Genomic DNA, 15,400 nt, shown 5'->3' on the forward strand with positions numbered 1-15,400 from the left:
TCGGCCGGCGTCTCGATGCCGGCTCGGACCACCTGCTCCGTGAGCTTGGGGGAGCAATGCTCGATGAAACGAAATGCATAGCCCCTCAGATACGTTCCCCGCCGCACGGCAACGCGGGAGACGTTGACCTCGAACAGATGATCGGCGTCGATCAGGCGCAACGCGGGGTCCCGCGCGGGATCGAACGCGCGGGACGCGACGATGCCGATGCCGAGACCCAGCTCGACATAGGCTTTGATCACATCCGCATCGAGCGCGGAGAGCACGATGTCGGGGGCGATGCCGGCCGCCTGAAACGCCTTGTCGATCTTGGAGCGGCCGGTGAAGCCTTCGCCGTAGGTGATCAGCGGCCACTCGGCGAGCGCCTCGAGCGTGAGCGTCTCCTCGGTGTCGAGGGCATGTCCCTTCGGGACGACCACACCGTGATACCAGGTGTAGTAAGGGAACGCGGCGAGCTCGGGCGCGTCCTGCAGGGCCTCGGTCGCGATACCGATGTCGGCCTGCCCTCCGCGCAGCATGGAGACGATCTCGCCGGGGCTCGCCTCGTGCAGCACGAGGTTGACCTTTGGGAACTCCTTCTTGAACTCGGTCACCACAGGCGGGAGCGCGTAGCGCGCCTGCGTGTGCGTGGTGGCGACGACGAGCTGTCCCCTGTCCTTGTTCGAGAACTGCTCGCCGAGCTTCTTGATGTTCTGAGTATCGAGCAGAATGCGCTCGACGATGCCGATCAGCTCCTGCCCCGGCTCCGTCAAACCCAGCAGGCGCTTGCCGCGCCGCACGAAAAGCTCCACTCCGAGCTCGTCCTCGAGGTCCTTGATGTGCTTGGAGACGCCGGATTGCGACGTGTGGAGCGCCCCCGCGACGTCGGTCAGGTTGAAATTGCGCTTCACCGTCTCGCGGACGATGCGCAGCTGCTGGAAATTCATCGGTGATACTCGCGATCAGGAAGGCCGGTACGCCGAGCGCGGCAGAAGAATGGAATCTCGATCGTTGCGTGCCGGACAGCGTGCAGAAACTACTCGGGAGGTGGGCGACGAACAAGGTGCCCGCGAAGCGCAGCCCGAAGGGCTATGGACAGGCGCAACAACACCGCCCGCGCGCACGTCCAACGCCCAGGCATCGCCTGATGGGCGTCTCTCGCCGGCTCTTGTGCGCAGTCGTCATCCGTACGTTCTTCCGTGATCAGCCGGAGCCGGCTAGTTGTCGCCGAACAGGCTCAGACGCCGGCTCCTGATGCGGACGCTCTCGCCTGTCGAAAGGCTCAGCGCGGCCAAATCGTCCGGCGTCACCTCGACCTCAAAGTAGTCCTTCTTGCCTTCCCGAGCATCCCCGTTGGCGATGAGCTCGACACGCGTCACCGCGCCGCTGGCCAGAATCCTGTTGACCTTCGCCGACACGCCTTCGCCGGTCTCCCCTTTGACGATCTCGGTATCGTGCGGACGGGCATAGGCGATGACCGAGCTGCCTTCACTGAGATCGCTGCGCCCGTGCGGGAGAAGATCGTTGCCTATCCGCACGTAGCCGCCTTCGACGCGACCACGGAACTCGTTCACGTTGCCGATGAAGCTGTAGGCGAACGAGGTCGCGGGCTCGTTGTAGATCTGGTGCGGCGAGCCGATCTGCTCGATGCGGCCCTTGTTCATGAGCACGATGCTGTCGGCGACCTCGAGTGCCTCCTCCTGGTCGTGGGTGACGAACACCGAGGAGATGTGCAGCTCGTCATGAAGGCGGCGCAGCCAACGGCGCAGCTCCTTCCTGACCTTGGCGTCAAGCGCGCCGAACGGCTCGTCGAGCAGCAGGACCTGCGGCTCCACGGCAAGCGCGCGGGCAAGCGCGATGCGCTGACGCTGACCACCCGAAAGCTGGGACGGCCGGCGGTCGGCCACCCAATCGAGCTGCACGAGGTTCAAGAGGCGGTGAACTCGCTCGCGGATCTCCTTCTCGGGGGGCCGCTGAGGCTTCGGCTTCACGCGCAGGCCGAAGGCCACGTTCTCGAACACCGACAGGTGGCGGAACAGCGCGTAATGCTGGAACACGAAGCCGACGTGGCGGTCGCGCACATGCTTTTCGGAGGCGTCCTCACCGGAGAGGATGATCGACCCCTCGTCGGCGAACTCGAGGCCCGCGATGATGCGCAGAAGGGTGGTTTTGCCGCAACCCGAGGGGCCGAGCAGCGCGATCAGCTCACCGCTCGGCAGGTTCAGATTGACGTTGTCCAACGCCTTGAAGCTGCCGAACGACTTCGAGATGTTCTTGACCTCGATGCTCATGAAGATGACTCCTCGGAGGTAGTCAGGCTCGCCCGCCATTCAATGTAGGTCTTGACGATAAGCGTGACGAGCGCCAGCAGCGCCAGCAGGGACGCGACGGCGAACGCAGCCGCGAACTGGTACTCATTATAAAGGATCTCGACGTGCAGCGGCATGGTGTTGGTCTCGCCGCGGATGTGGCCGGAGACGACCGACACCGCGCCGAACTCGCCCATGGCGCGCGCGTTGCAGAGGATGACGCCATAAAGCAGCGCCCACTTAATGTTCGGCAGCGTGACGCGGCGGAACATCTGCCAGCCCCTGGCGCCGAGCGAGACCGCCGCCTCCTCCTCGTCGCGACCCTGGGCCTGCATCAGCGGAATAAGCTCGCGGGCAACGAACGGGAAGGTGACGAAGACCGTCGCCAGCACGATGCCGGGCACCGCGAAGATGATGCGGATGTCGTTCGCCTGGAGCCATGAACCGAACCAACCGTGAGCACCGAACAACAGCACGTAGATGAGGCCGGCGACCACTGGAGAAACCGAGAACGGCAGGTCGATGAAGGTGATCAAGAGGTTCTTGCCCGGGAAATCGAACTTGGTGATGGCCCAGGCGGCAGCGAGGCCGAAGCTCAGGTTGAGCGGCACCGAGATGCCGGCCGCGATCAAGGTCAGCTTGATGGCCGACAGCGCATCCGGCTCGGTGAGCGAGGCGAGATAGGTCTCCCAGCCCTTGCGGAATGCCTCCACGAACACCGCGATCAGCGGCAGAATGAGGAAGAGCAGGAAGTAGGTGAGCCCGACAGCCAGCAGCGTGTACTTGACCCACGACCGGTCGCGCGTGGCGATGTTGCTCTCGAACCGCGTGGCGGCTCCGGCGTGCGCGCCGAGGCGTACTGCAACTCCTCCGGCCATCAGCCTTCCCTCCCTGCGCGACGCGTCGTCCACGCCTGCAAGCCGTTGATGATCAAGAGCAGGGCGAATGAGACGAGCAGCATGACGGCCGCGACGGCGGCGGCACCCTCATAGTCGTACTGCTCGAGCTTGGTGATGATCATCAGCGGCGTGATCTCGGAGACGAACGGAATGTTTCCGGCGATAAAGATCACTGAGCCGTACTCGCCCACGGCACGGGCGAAAGCCAGCGCGAAGCCTGTGAGAAGAGCCGGCAGAAGCGTCGGAAAGACCACGCGGCGGAACGTCTGCAGGCGCGTGGCGCCGAGGCTTGCCGCCGCCTCCTCGAACTCGACATCGAGGTCCTCGATGATCGGCTGCACCGTGCGCACAATGAACGGCAGGCCGATGAAGACGAGCGCGATCAGAATGCCGATGGGCGTGAACGCGATCTGGATACCAAACGGCTCGAAGAACTGCCCGACCCATCCGTTCTTGGCGTAGATGGCGGTCAGCGAGATGCCGGCCACTGCCGTCGGCAGCGCGAACGGCAGGTCGACCAGCGCGTCGACGATCTTCTTGCCCGGGAAGGTGTAGCGCACGAGGACCCAGGCCAGAATGAGCCCGAACACGACATTGATCGCAGCCGCAAGCAGCGAGGCGCCGAAGCTCAACTGGTAGGACGCGACGACGCGGGGCGCGGTGGCTGCATCGATAAACCTGTCCCATCCCATGCCGGCCGACAAAAAGAAGACGGACGAGAGCGGGATGAGGACGATCAGCGACAAATAGATGAGCGTATAGCCTAGGGACAGGCCGAACCCCGGCAGAACTCTGCGCGTACTAGCGTGTGCCATTGGCCTCGGTCCCGTTCAATGCGTAATCGTCAGAGCGACTATCACAGAGACAGAACACAGGAGTGCCGTCCAGGAGATCAGCTTTTCAAGATAATGTTTCGATAACAACGTAGCGCCCCCTTGAACTCGACACGAGTACCCTATGATCGGGTTCCGAGATGCCGAACGAAGAAGAAATTAGATACTTATTCGATTTGTTGGATTAGACGCCCTGCTCAGGCGGTTGGTGCAGTCACGACGAGATAGGCAGTCGCCTGAGATGATGCCGTGTTTTCAACGGTATAGGCGTTCGACGCCTCGAATACGATGGCATCGCCCACGTCCAGCGTGATCGGCTCCTCGGCACCGACGGCGACGGCAAGCCGCCCCTGCGTGACCACGAGGTTGTGGCGCGTGCCGATGTCGGCGGCCGGAAACTCCTCGCGGTGGCCGGCGGCAAACGTGAGCTCGAAGAAGCCGGTGTTGCGCGGGCGGTTACCGGGCGACAGGCTGCGGCTCGAATAGCGGCCCTCGCACGCGACAAGAACGCTCGCCCGGTCGCGATGGAGCACGACGACGCTCGGCTCGCGCTCCGTGGCGACGAGGGTCGCCACCGGCACGCCGAGCGCGTCCGCCACCCGCCATAGCAGGCTTACGGTCGGCACGCTCTTGGCGGTCTCGATCTGGCCCAGCATGGCGCGGCTCACGCCCGACAGCTCCGCCAACCGCTCTAGCGAGAAGCCCTGGGCCTTGCGCAGGCGGCGCAGGTTGGTGCCAACAATGGCGGGCACGTCGCGCACGGTTCCTTCGGAGGCACGGTGGTCGCTCCCGTCCTCCCTGGCGTCGGGTTCTGCTCTGGACATGGAAATCGGGATTGCTGCAATCGTTTTCATGGCCGCTAATGTAGCGGCGCCGTAGTCGCAGCCGAACCAAGAAGAAATGATGTTCTTATGAAGCTGATCGCATTGGCCCGGAATCCCGGGGCTTCCCGGCCTGGCACATAGACGAAAGGGCCGCCCTCGCGAGCGGCCCTTCCATGACGATCCCCGGAAGAAGCGTCAGGATCAGAACTTGATGATGGCGCCGGTCATGACCAGGTCGACATCCTCAAGCGGAGAATCGGCGATCGCGCCGCTGGCCTTTCCGCCGACGATCTCGCGCAGCGTGAGCTCCGGCTCGACGTGGCGGTACGAGAGGTAGACGACGAGCGCAGCAGCATCGAAGCCCTGAGCGATACCTGCGCCAAACACCTCGACGCCCGTGCCCCAGATCGCACCCGCGTTGCCGTTGCGGAAGACGTCCAGCGCGGTGTTCGCGTCGACGGTCCGACGCTGCGTCGCTCCGCCTTCGTAGTCGTAGTACTCGCCGTAAATCGTGGTCTTTCCGAAGCTGTTGAACTTCTTCTCGATACCGGCCTGGACGGCCCAGAAGGTCTGCTGATCGTCCACGCCGGCCACGCCGGAGAAGCGGTTCTGCTGCTTCAGGAGATCGTCGTTCTTCACGCCCGCGCCGGCATTGACGAACAACCCGGTCGCCTCATGAATCACGCTGATCGAGCCACCGAACTGGTCGCACTTCTGGCTGGGGCTGGGCGAACCGTCAACGCGGCCGGCGCAAACGGTCTTGGTGTCGAGGTAGTGGCCGTCGGACTGCTCGCCGTAGCCGATGCCGGCCGCGATCTTGAAGCCCCCAAACTCGCCTGCCCAGCGCAGGGCGATATCCCAGAAGTCGTCCTCACCCCACGATGCCGAGGCCGTAAAGCCTGCAAATTCCGGGGTATCGTACTTGATCAGATTGTAGCGGCGCTCGCCCTCGCCCGGCTGGTCGCCGCCGTCGCCGATCAGGCGGCGCAGCGTGAGGCCGGAGTCGCCGGGCGCGCTCGACGGGTGGCCCACGGGCGTGATCGTGTTTGGAGCGAGCTGACCGTTGATCGCCGAGCGGAGGAAGAGACCGAAGCCGGTATCCTCGACGTCGGAGTACTTGGCGAAGTCCTTGGTCTGGGTGTTGTTGATCTCGGTGATCTGGTCTGTCGAGCTTGCCTGCTGGCCGAGAGAGACCGTGCCGAGCTTCTTGTTCTTCAGGTACCAGTAGCTATCGCGAAGATCGAGGCCGACATCCTGCGGATTGGAGTCGCCCTCGTCGTTGAACTGGTTCGAGCGCTTGGAGTTGGCAGAGCGGATGCCGATCTCGATACGGTAGCCCGCCTCCCAGTCGGCATCGATCTTGGCCTTGCCGCGGAAGCCGAAGCGCGTGCGCGCATTGTCGTTGGTGACCTGGTAGACGTTGCTCTCGTGGCCGTCGTCCCAGAACAGCAGCGCCTCGTTCACCTGACCGTAGACCTCAAGCGAAACCTTGCGGTTTCCCTTGCGGGCCGTGGTCGCTTCAAGCTCGGCGATACGCTCCTCGAGGTCGGCGCAGCAGTTGCCGCCGAGATCCGCCGCGAATGACGGCGTTGCCCCAATAGAAATGATCAGCGCGGCCGCGAGCGCAGCCGTGCGCGTTCCCAGAAATTCCCCAACCATCCCAACCTTCCCCAACCTTGTCTGTTATGTTAGATGCCACTCCGTGATATTGGTATTCTGTATACCTGATCCCATTCAGTCTCTCAAAGCGCCCCAAGGGTCTCAAGGCTTCTCACCGCAAGACTTCATGATTCCGTCATGTTGTGACCGGAACGCCACGCCTTTTGGCCACAAAGACACGCTTTTCATCTGCAATCGTATGCGAATGCCTTGACGCGGCCGCCTGCTCCACAGCGCGGCGCACGCCCGCCCGAATCACATCCTGCCCCTCAGTATGAGGCCATTCGTTAACGAACTCCCGCCCCTCTCGGAGTTGCCGCAGCAGCGCGAGGCCGAAGGGCCAGGGGCCGAAACCCGCGTCCGCGTTGATGTGGCCCGCGTTGCCGAGATCGACGAGGTTGGCCCCCCAGCGAATGGCGAGCGCCAATGCGCGATCGATGCTGAGCCAGGGATCGTTCGCCGAGGCGACGATCGTCGCCGGAAAACCGAGGGGGCCAGTCGGCAGCGCGTCCACAACGCCGAATTTCTCAGGATCGGCAGGGGCGACCAGCAAGGCGCCGGCAATGCGCTCGCGGTAATCCTCGGCGGCCTGCACGGCGGCGAGGACGCCGAAGCTGTGGGCCGCGATCAGGATGGGGCCAGAGCGGCGCGAGATCTCGCGGCGCACGCGGCTCGACCATTCGGGCAGATTGGCGCGCTTCCAGTCGCCTTGGATGACGCGGATGGCGTCGGGAATTTGCGATTCAAACCAGGTCTGCCAGTGGGCGGCGCCACTCGAATTCAATCCTGGGACGATGAGCGTGGTGGTCATGGGGTGATCCTTCAAAGCGATGGCTGTTGTCGACCTCGGGCGCGGCTCAAGAGAGAGCACGCATCAACAGAGCGTCGGCATTGGCTTTGTAGGACGTTGGGGCTTTGTAGGACGTTGGAGGCGGCGGCGCGCGAGGGCGCTTGCGACCGAACGGCAGAGACCCATGGCCAGCATCGCAGCGGCTGCACTCGTCAGAAGCATTGCGTTGGCCATGGGTGCATTCTCCGAGGAGGATCGCTCGCAAGCGAGACAGGTGTGTAGCGTCTCGTCCCACTTGCGAGAAACGTGGCGGATCTCGCCGCTTCCGCGTCCCCCAGGAGTCAGGGACGTCCGGAAGCGGCGAAACCGCGCGAGACTCAGCTCTTCTTGTCGTAGATCTGGTCGAAGATGCCGCCGTCGCTGAAGTGGACTTCGGTGGCCTTGTCCCAGCCGCCGAACACGTCATCGATGGTGAACAGGTCGATCGGCAGGAGCTGATCCTTGTACTTGTCGGCGAACGTCTTGTTGCGCGGACGGTAGAAGTGCTTGCCGGCAATATCCTGACCCTCGTCGCTGTAGAGGTAGTTCAGGTAGGCTTCGGCAATCTTGCGCGTGCCCTTCTTGTCGACGACCTTGTCGACTACGGTGACCGACGGCTCTGCGAGAATGGAGACCGACGGCAGGACGATGTCGTACTTGTCCGGGCCGAGCTCCTTGGTCGCCAGGTGAGCCTCGTTCTCCCAGGAGATGAACACGTCGCCAATGCCGCGCTCGGTGAAGGTGGTGAGCGAGCCGCGAGCGCCCGAATCAAGAACCTTGGTGTTCTTGTAGATCTTGGTCACGAGATCGCGCGCGGTCTCGTCGCTGCCGCCGGGCTGCTTCAGGGCGTAGCCCCAGGCCGCGAGGTAGTTCCAGCGCGCGCCGCCCGACGTCTTCGGGTTCGGCGTCACGACCTCGACGCCTTCCCGGCCGAGATCGTTCCAATCCTTGATCCCCTTGGGGTTGCCCTTGCGGACGAGGAAGACGATGGTCGAGGTGTAAGGTGCCGAGTTGTCCGGCAGACGCTTCTGCCAATCGGTCGGGATGAGATCGCTCTTCTTGTACAACTGGTCGATGTCGCCGCCGAGGGCGAGCGTCACGACGTCAGCTTCGAGGCCGTCGATGACCGCGCGGGCCTGCTTGCCCGAGCCGCCGTGCGACTGCTTGATGGTTAGATCCTCGCCGCCCTGGGCCTTCCAGTGCTTGATGAACGCCGCATTGAACTCCTGATAGAGCTCGCGGGTCGGATCGTAGGAGACGTTGAGAAGCTCCGCGGCATAACCCGCCGCAGAGAGGCCGGCAAAGCCGGCGGATAGGCCGAGCGCGATAGCGGTTCGGCGCGTGAAATGGGCAAACGACATGTGTGAAGTTCCTCTTCAGTAGGCTTAACTGAGCCCCGGACCCTAGGCGCGGCACCTCAGACGGCGAACCAAGAAGAATTGAAGAGCTTATGAACATTCCTGTCGAAGATATTGGTTTGTCCGAAACGCAGGATGGGGTTCCTGCGCGGCGCTGAATCTTCGCAGGGCTGTTCCGCAAAAAGGCGGGCGGGATAGAAAAAACGCTCCCCGATCAACTGTCAGGGCCTGGCCGGGCTCCGCAGTCCTATGCCATTCGGCTGCAATGCTTCTCATTTCTTGTTGTTTGACCCGTAACGCCGATCGAGGCTTGATGATGGTGCGAGTCCATCCTGTGCTCGCCGCGGTGATTTCGAGGTTCACTTGCGCCGCGTCATCAAACGCTAAGGAGCACCGCATGACGTCCTTCAATCCGGTCCCAGGCGCCGAAGCGCCAGGTGCCTTGCCGGTTCAGCCCGTGTCCCTCGCCTCGCGCCGGTGTTGTTGCTGCTGATCCCTTCCGCGGGCTCCTGGCGCCCGCCCTGCAACCCGTTTCACCTTCTGCGAGTTAAGCCCGCCGACAGGCGGGAAAGGACACGTCATGTCAGACGCATACATCATCGAAGTCGCCGACGAGACCGCCGGCATCGTGGTTCGCCTGGATAGCGAGAAGAGCTACCGCTTCCATGCCTCGCTGCCGCGCTACTATCCGCTCGACGGCAAGATCTTCTCGGCGCCGCGCGATGCCGAACGCGCCGCGCTTGCCCAGTTCGGACGCCCGAAGCAGAAAGCGAGGGCGGCATGATCTTCGCGCGGCCGCGCCGACGCTGGCCCGACGTCGCGGCTGCGCATCACTGCGCGTTACTTCCTCTCACACCAGATCGGTCACACCACGCATTGCACTGAACACACTCCCTGGACCTCGGCAGTCACCGGCCGGCGGTTCTCCTCAGGCCGGTTCGCTCTCGCGAGCCGGCCTCTTTTCCAATCACAAGGTTCCATCCTGACGTTCACTTCGAAGAAAAGGGGCACATCATGACGACGTTGCGTAATCTCGTTCTCGGCCTGGGGCTTGCCGCCCTGGCTTCGGTCCCGGCGCAAGCCGAAACCTCTCTCCTCAATGCGTCCTACGACGTCTCGCGCGAGCTCTACAAAGAGATCAATCCGGCGTTCGTGGCGCACTGGAAGAAGGAGAAGGGCGTCGACGTCACCGTCAACCAGTCGCATGGCGGCTCGACGAAGCAGGCGAAGTCCGTGGCTGAAGGGCTCGAAGCCGACGTCGTCACGCTCAACCAGGCGACCGACCTCGACTTCCTCGCGGGCAAGGACGTGATCGACAAGGACTGGAAGAGCAAATTCCCGCACGACGCCGCGCCGTACACCACGACCAGCATCTTCATCGTGCGCCAGGGCAACCCCAAGGGGATCAAGGACTGGAGCGACCTCGTGAAGCCCGACATCTCGGTCGTCATTCCCAACCCGAAGACGTCCGGCAACGGCCGCTACACGTATCTCGCGGCCTGGGGCTATGCGCTCGGAAACGACAAGAACGAGGACAAGGCGCGCGAGTTCGTCACCAAGCTGTTTGCCAACGTGCCGGTGTTCGACGGCGGCGGACGCGGCGCCACGACGACGTTCACGCAGCGTGACGTCGGCGACGTGCTGGTGACGTTCGAGAACGAGGTGGCCCTGCTCAAGACCGAGTTCGGCGACAAGTTCGACGTCGTGTATCCGACGCTCAGCATCGAGGCCGCGCCTCCGGTGGCCATCAACAACATCATCACCGCCAAGCGCGGGTCGCTCGACCTCGCAAAGGGTTACCTCAACTTCCTGTTCTCTCCGGAAGCGCAGAAGATCATCGCCAAGCAGGGCTTCCGTCCGCGCGATGAGGCGGCATTCGCCGAGGCGAAGCTGCCGGCGATTACGACCTTCAAGGTCGAGGAGCTGATCGGCCCGTGGGCGGATGCGCAGAAAAAGCACTTCGCGGATGGCGGCATCTACGACCAGATCACCGCGACCAAGAGCAACTAAGCCGGTTGCCTGTCACTGAGAAGTCCAAAGGCCCGGTCCTGCACGCGCAGGGCCGGGCTTTTCGCTGAGCATAATTTGCTCAGCACTTCTTCTTGGTTCGTCGTGCGCCGGGCCATTTCTAAGATCGTAGCGCATTGCTCTACCATTTTCATACGAGAGGGCCGTCCCGTGAGCTTCAACATCGATCGCGTCGTCAGCTCTCTCAGAAACGCGCGCAGCGTGCTTCCCCGCACGAAAGACCAGGCGGGGCGCGTGCTCCCCCTGCCGTCACCGCGCATCGTTACAGACGCCGTATCGGACCTGACCTCCTCGCTTTTTCCGCGCCGGTTCGGCGGTGCCCGGGCCGCCAGCAACGAGGCGCTCGACTACTTTGTCGGGCACACGCTCGGCAGAGCGCTCGATGCGCTCCAGGCGCAAGTGATCCGCGAGCTTGCCTTCACGGCCTCCCTCTCCTCCGAGGGGCTCGTCGATGCGGAGCAGACCGCGCAGTCGATCGTGCAGGAGTTCGCCGACGGGCTGCCGGCCATTCTCGAGGTGCTCTACACCGACGTCCGCGCGGCCTACGATGGCGATCCGTCAGCGAAAAGCCAGGACGAGGTGCTGCTCAGCTTTCCCGGCGTGAAGGCCATCATTCATCACCGGCTGGCGCATGCCCTCTATAAGCTCGACCTGCCGATCATTGCCCGCATCATCGCGGAAAGCTCCCATTCGCAGACCGGCATCGACATCCATCCCGGCGCGGAGGTCGGCGGCAGCTTCTTCATCGACCATGGCACCGGCGTCGTGATCGGAGAGACGGCGGTGATCGGCGAGCGCGTGCGCCTCTATCAGGCCGTGACGCTCGGCGCGAAACGCTTCTCCGTCGACGAGAGCGGCGCGCTCGTCAAAGGCCAGCCCCGCCATCCCATCGTCGAGGACGATGTCGTCGTCTATGCGGGCGCCACGATCCTGGGGCGCGTCACCATCGGGCGCGGCTCCGTCATCGGCGGCAACGTCTGGCTCACCCGCAGCGTGCCGCCCGGCAGCAACATCGTCCAGGCGCAAGCGCGCAGCGACGTGTTCGACAGCGGCGCAGGAATATAAATCTCTTATTGACATGATAGGCGCAATGCGAGATGCGTTTGTCGCCGCCTATGAGGCATTTTATTCTCCAATATAACAGATAATGGGGTTAACATGGCAGACGACGATCAAACAGCATTAGGCGACGTCGCCGCAAGGCAATTAGCCAATGCGACCAAGACCGTCCCGCAAATGCAGAGCATCACCCCGCGGTGGCTTGTGCATTTCCTGAACTGGGTTCCGGTCGAAGCGGGCATCTACCGCGTCAACCGCGTCAAGGACGAGAGCAGCGTCGAGGTTGCCTGCTCGCTGCGCGACGAGCGCGCGCTTCCCAACACCTACGTCGACTATGTCGAGAACCCGCGCGAGTACATGCTCTCGGCGGTCAATACCGTGCTCGACATCCATACTCGCGTGTCGGACCTCTATTCGGTGCCGCACAACCAGATCAAGGAGCAGCTCCGCCTCACCATCGAGATCGTGAAGGAGCGGCAGGAGAGCGAGCTGATCAACAACAAGGAGTACGGCCTCCTTGCCAACGCCGCGGCCTCGCAGAAGATCAAGACGCGCACCGGCGCGCCGACACCCGACGACCTCGACGAGCTAATCGCGCGCGTGTGGAAGGAGCCGGCGTTCTTCCTCGCGCATCCCCAGGCCATTGCCGCCTTCGGCCGCGAGTGCACGCGGCGCGGCGTGCCGCCGCCGACCCTCACGCTCTTCGGCTCGCCGTTCCTCACCTGGCGCGGCATCCCGCTCATCCCCTCCGACAAGCTCGAAGTGAAGAGCGGCAAGACCAACATCCTGCTCATCCGCACCGGCGAGTCCAAGCAGGGCGTCGTCGGCCTCTATCAGCCGGGGCTGCCCGGCGAGCAGAGCAAGGGCCTCTCGGTCCGCTTCATGGGCATCAACCACAAGGCGATCGCCTCCTACCTCGTCTCGCTCTATTGTTCGCTCGCGGTTCTGACGGACGACGCGCTCGGCGTGCTCGAGGGCGTCGATGTGGGCAAGTACCATGAGTACAAGTGACATCCCCAACCCCGGTCCGGATCCGACGCGGCTCAACCCGTCGCTCGGCGGAGCGGGGCTCAGCCCGCAAGGGATCAGCCCCGGCTACGGGTTGCCGGACGAGGCGTCGCTGACACGCCTGGCGAACGAGATCTTCTCGTCTCAGCCCGGAACGCCGGCGGCCGTGCTCCCCGGCATTCCGATCGCCACGCCACCGCACGGGGTGACGCCGGACATTCCCAGCACCGAGCCCACGCGGCTCAACCCGTCGCTCGGCGGCATCGGGGTCAGTGCACAGGGACTGAGCCCCGGATACGGACTGCCGGACGAGGCCTCGCTGACGCGGTTCGCCAGCGAGGCATTCCCGTCGGCGTACGGCTCGCCTGTCGGGTTGCTCCCGGGCGTGCCCGCTCTGCCCGTTGCGGCGCCGCCGCAGGTGCTGGTGCCGGATGTTCCGCTCACCACGCCTCCGTCACAGGGCACTGCCGTGCCCGGCGTGTCGGCTGTTCCGCTTCCCTACGAAGCGGAGCTCAAGGCCCTGCTCGGGACGACGGTGCCCCAGCAACAGCCGGAGCACGACATGGAGCTGGTGCCCGACATTCCGCTCCACGGCACGCCGCCGTCGGCGGGAACGGTCGCGCAGCCGTCTCCGGTGCCGCTGCCCTATGATGCCGAGCTCAAGGCGTTGCTCGGCACGATCGGCGGGGAGACACGCTTCGCCGATCCGACGAACGGCGCCGCCTCGTCCTTCTACTTCCTGAAGGACATCGAGACGGGGCCGAGCGGGATCGGAGTGCCGGGCGCCACGGGGCCGGGGATCCACTCGGAGTTCGCCTCCGCGCATCCCCCCTTCGACGTCAACGCGATCCGGCGGGACTTCCCGATCCTTTCCGAGCACGTCAACGGGCGGCCACTGGTGTGGCTCGACAATGCGGCCACCACGCAGAAGCCGAAGGCGGTCATCGACCGGCTGACGCACTTCTACGAGCACGAGAACTCGAACATCCACCGTGCGGCGCACGAGCTGGCCGCGCGGTCGACTGACGCCTATGAAGGGGCGCGCCAGAAGGTGCAACGCTTCCTCAATGCGCCGTCGGTGGACGAGGTCGTGTTCACGCGGGGTACCACGGAGTCCATCAACCTCGTGGCCGCCACGTTCGGCCTCAAGCATGTGGGCGAGGGCGACGAGATCGTCATCACGCATCTCGAGCATCACGCCAACATCGTGCCGTGGCAGCAGCTCGCCCTCGCCAAGGGCGCGAAGCTCCGCGTAGCACCGGTGGACGACCGCGGCGTGGTGCTGCTCGAAGAATACGGCAAGCTCCTCAACGGGCGGACCAAGCTGGTCTCGTTCACTCAGGTCTCGAACGCCCTCGGCACCGTCACGCCCGCCAAGGAAATGGTGGAGATGGCGAAGCGGATCGGTGCGACCGTGGTCGTGGACGGGGCGCAATCGGTCTCGCACATGAAGGTGGACGTGCAGGACCTCGGCGCGGACTTCTTCGTGTTCTCCGGCCACAAGCTGTTCGGGCCGACGGGGATCGGCGTGCTGTGGGGCAGGAAGGATCTGCTCGACAGCCTGCCGCCCTACCAGACCGGCGGCAACATGATCCAGGACGTGACGCTGGAGCGGAGCATCTTTCACAATGCTCCGAACCGCTTCGAGGCCGGAACAGGCAACATCGCCGACGCGGTGGGGCTTGGCGCGGCGATCGACTACGTGGAGCGGATCGGGCTCGAGAACATCTCGCGCTACGAGCACGGGCTGATCGTCTATGCGACCAAGCACCTGCTCGAGGTGCCCGGCCTCACGATCATCGGCACGGCGCCGGAGAAGGCGGGCGTGATCTCGCTCATCCTCAAGGGCGTGCCGAGCGAGGAGGTCGGCGGGCGGCTCAACAAGTACGGCATCGCCGTGCGCTCGGGCCACCACTGCGCACAGCCGATCCTGCGCCGCTTCGGACAGGAGACGACGGTGCGCCCCTCGTTCGCGTTCTACAACACCTGCGGCGAGATCGACCTCCTGGTCGCGGCGCTGCGGGAGATCCAGCGCGACGCGGGGCAGTCGTACCTCTGATCGCACGCTGACGACGACCGAAGCGGCGGCCTCACGTCCCTGAGGCCGCCGCTTCTTTTTCGTCCCCTGCTCCGGGGCGGGGATTTGCTCGCGTGCGCGCGCTCTCCACGCCATCCTCGTTGGCGAGGACGAGGAGGATATCGGCGTGGCACGGTTCGTCCGGCTTGCACCAGCAGGCGAGGTTCTTGCCCTTGAGCTCGTGCAAGCGCTCCCTGAGCAAGGTCATGCCCTTGAGCGACGTCGTCAGCCACTGGGCGTAGGCGTCCACGGCCCACGCCCGGCCGAGATAGCGCTGATGATCGAAGGGAAACGGATTTCCCCACTTGCTGCCACGGCCCACGTAGACCGTGTTCGGCGGCAGGCGCCAACCCTTCCTCGCCTTGCGCTGAATGCGTCGCGGATCCGCCACCTGTGCCCCCGACCGACTTACCAGTCTCTTCATAACACGGATGCGCTGTCCTACGCCCAACGTAGCGAGGCCGTACGAAGTAGGTTTGACGCCGATGACAGTTCCATCCAGCCACATGATTCGGTTGTTAGGGAAGCCTCGTGCCGA

14 protein-coding genes are annotated in these 15,400 nt (G+C 64.1%); 5 read left to right on the forward strand and 9 right to left on the reverse strand.

Translation table 11 applies throughout. The annotated features are described in order from the left end of the window. The 8 genes from IT540_RS11835 to IT540_RS11870 form a co-directional block, all read right to left on the reverse strand. Positions 1 to 926, reverse strand: a 926-nt coding sequence (locus IT540_RS11835; protein ID WP_291177741.1) for a CysB family HTH-type transcriptional regulator, incomplete at its 3' end; no start/stop codon positions are given. Positions 927 to 1,196: 270 nt separating this feature from the next. After that, a complete protein-coding gene (locus IT540_RS11840; RefSeq protein ID WP_291177744.1) occupies positions 1,197 to 2,270 on the reverse strand; it encodes a sulfate ABC transporter ATP-binding protein in 1,074 nt (357 codons plus the stop codon). Then, positions 2,267 to 3,166, reverse strand: a complete 900-nt coding sequence (gene cysW / locus IT540_RS11845) for a sulfate ABC transporter permease subunit CysW (protein ID WP_291177747.1) — start codon at positions 3,164 to 3,166, stop codon at positions 2,267 to 2,269. Before cysW ends, IT540_RS11840 begins: the two co-directional genes overlap by 4 nt. After that, on the reverse strand, positions 3,166 to 4,002 hold the full coding sequence (cysT, locus tag IT540_RS11850) for a sulfate ABC transporter permease subunit CysT (RefSeq protein WP_291177750.1): 837 nt from the start codon (positions 4,000 to 4,002) through the stop codon (positions 3,166 to 3,168). Before cysT ends, cysW begins: the two co-directional genes overlap by 1 nt. 215 nt (positions 4,003 to 4,217) lie before the next feature. Continuing rightward, complete coding sequence (locus tag IT540_RS11855; protein ID WP_291177753.1) at positions 4,218 to 4,844, reverse strand: XRE family transcriptional regulator; 627 nt, start codon at positions 4,842 to 4,844, stop codon at positions 4,218 to 4,220. Between the two features lie 201 nt (positions 4,845 to 5,045). Beyond that, positions 5,046 to 6,503 (reverse strand): porin, encoded by a 1,458-nt coding sequence (locus IT540_RS11860; protein ID WP_291177756.1) that lies wholly within the window; start codon positions 6,501 to 6,503, stop codon positions 5,046 to 5,048. 136 nt (positions 6,504 to 6,639) lie between these two features. Further along, the gene (locus tag IT540_RS11865; protein ID WP_291177759.1) at positions 6,640 to 7,314 is read right to left on the reverse strand and encodes an alpha/beta hydrolase; all 675 of its coding nucleotides are present in this window, start codon (positions 7,312 to 7,314) and stop codon (positions 6,640 to 6,642) included. A gap of 356 nt (positions 7,315 to 7,670) precedes the next feature. Then, a complete protein-coding gene (locus IT540_RS11870) occupies positions 7,671 to 8,693 on the reverse strand; it encodes a sulfate ABC transporter substrate-binding protein (protein ID WP_291177762.1) in 1,023 nt (340 codons plus the stop codon). A gap of 577 nt (positions 8,694 to 9,270) precedes the next feature. Here IT540_RS11870 and IT540_RS11875 point away from each other — a divergent pair. From IT540_RS11875 to IT540_RS11895, 5 genes are all read left to right on the forward strand, one after another. Further along, entirely contained in the window at positions 9,271 to 9,474 is a 204-nt protein-coding gene (locus IT540_RS11875; RefSeq protein ID WP_291177765.1) for a hypothetical protein, read from the forward strand. A gap of 230 nt (positions 9,475 to 9,704) precedes the next feature. Continuing rightward, the gene (locus tag IT540_RS11880; protein ID WP_291177768.1) at positions 9,705 to 10,700 is read left to right on the forward strand and encodes a sulfate ABC transporter substrate-binding protein; all 996 of its coding nucleotides are present in this window, start codon (positions 9,705 to 9,707) and stop codon (positions 10,698 to 10,700) included. A gap of 168 nt (positions 10,701 to 10,868) precedes the next feature. After that, on the forward strand, positions 10,869 to 11,783 hold the full coding sequence (epsC, locus tag IT540_RS11885) for a serine O-acetyltransferase EpsC (protein ID WP_291177771.1): 915 nt from the start codon (positions 10,869 to 10,871) through the stop codon (positions 11,781 to 11,783). 93 nt (positions 11,784 to 11,876) lie between these two features. Beyond that, positions 11,877 to 12,788, forward strand: a complete 912-nt coding sequence (locus IT540_RS11890) for a family 2A encapsulin nanocompartment shell protein (protein ID WP_291177773.1) — start codon at positions 11,877 to 11,879, stop codon at positions 12,786 to 12,788. Beyond that, complete coding sequence (locus IT540_RS11895; protein WP_291177776.1) at positions 12,775 to 14,844, forward strand: family 2A encapsulin nanocompartment cargo protein cysteine desulfurase; 2,070 nt, start codon at positions 12,775 to 12,777, stop codon at positions 14,842 to 14,844. Before IT540_RS11890 ends, IT540_RS11895 begins: the two co-directional genes overlap by 14 nt. Positions 14,845 to 14,875: 31 nt before the next feature. Here IT540_RS11895 and IT540_RS11900 read toward each other — a convergent pair whose 3' ends face one another. Further along, positions 14,876 to 15,286: a DUF4326 domain-containing protein gene (locus tag IT540_RS11900; RefSeq protein ID WP_291177779.1), complete on the reverse strand. Its 411-nt coding sequence runs from the start codon at positions 15,284 to 15,286 to the stop codon at positions 14,876 to 14,878. Positions 15,287 to 15,400: the final 114 nt, after the last annotated feature.

The sequence above is a fragment of the Hyphomicrobium sp. genome (assembly GCF_020852195.1).
Classification (GTDB): Bacteria; Pseudomonadota; Alphaproteobacteria; order Rhizobiales; family Hyphomicrobiaceae; genus Hyphomicrobium_C.

Bases quoted from the DNA above. Each gene is read 5' to 3' on its own strand.
- IT540_RS11840 (WP_291177744.1), bottom strand. From the start codon at position 2,270: ATGAGCATCGAGGTCAAGAACATCTCGAAGTCGTTCGGCAGCTTCAAG.
- cysW (WP_291177747.1), bottom strand. From the start codon at position 3,166: ATGGCCGGAGGAGTTGCAGTACGCCTCGGCGCGCACGCCGGAGCCGCC.
- cysT (WP_291177750.1), bottom strand. From the start codon at position 4,002: ATGGCACACGCTAGTACGCGCAGAGTTCTGCCGGGGTTCGGCCTGTCC.
- IT540_RS11855 (WP_291177753.1), bottom strand. From the start codon at position 4,844: ATGTCCAGAGCAGAACCCGACGCCAGGGAGGACGGGAGCGACCACCGT.
- IT540_RS11860 (WP_291177756.1), bottom strand. From the start codon at position 6,503: ATGGTTGGGGAATTTCTGGGAACGCGCACGGCTGCGCTCGCGGCCGCG.
- IT540_RS11865 (WP_291177759.1), bottom strand. From the start codon at position 7,314: ATGACCACCACGCTCATCGTCCCAGGATTGAATTCGAGTGGCGCCGCC.
- IT540_RS11870 (WP_291177762.1), bottom strand. From the start codon at position 8,693: ATGTCGTTTGCCCATTTCACGCGCCGAACCGCTATCGCGCTCGGCCTA.
- IT540_RS11875 (WP_291177765.1), top strand. From the start codon at position 9,271: ATGTCAGACGCATACATCATCGAAGTCGCCGACGAGACCGCCGGCATC.
- IT540_RS11880 (WP_291177768.1), top strand. From the start codon at position 9,705: ATGACGACGTTGCGTAATCTCGTTCTCGGCCTGGGGCTTGCCGCCCTG.
- IT540_RS11890 (WP_291177773.1), top strand. From the start codon at position 11,877: ATGGCAGACGACGATCAAACAGCATTAGGCGACGTCGCCGCAAGGCAA.
- IT540_RS11895 (WP_291177776.1), top strand. From the start codon at position 12,775: ATGAGTACAAGTGACATCCCCAACCCCGGTCCGGATCCGACGCGGCTC.
- IT540_RS11900 (WP_291177779.1), bottom strand. From the start codon at position 15,286: ATGAAGAGACTGGTAAGTCGGTCGGGGGCACAGGTGGCGGATCCGCGA.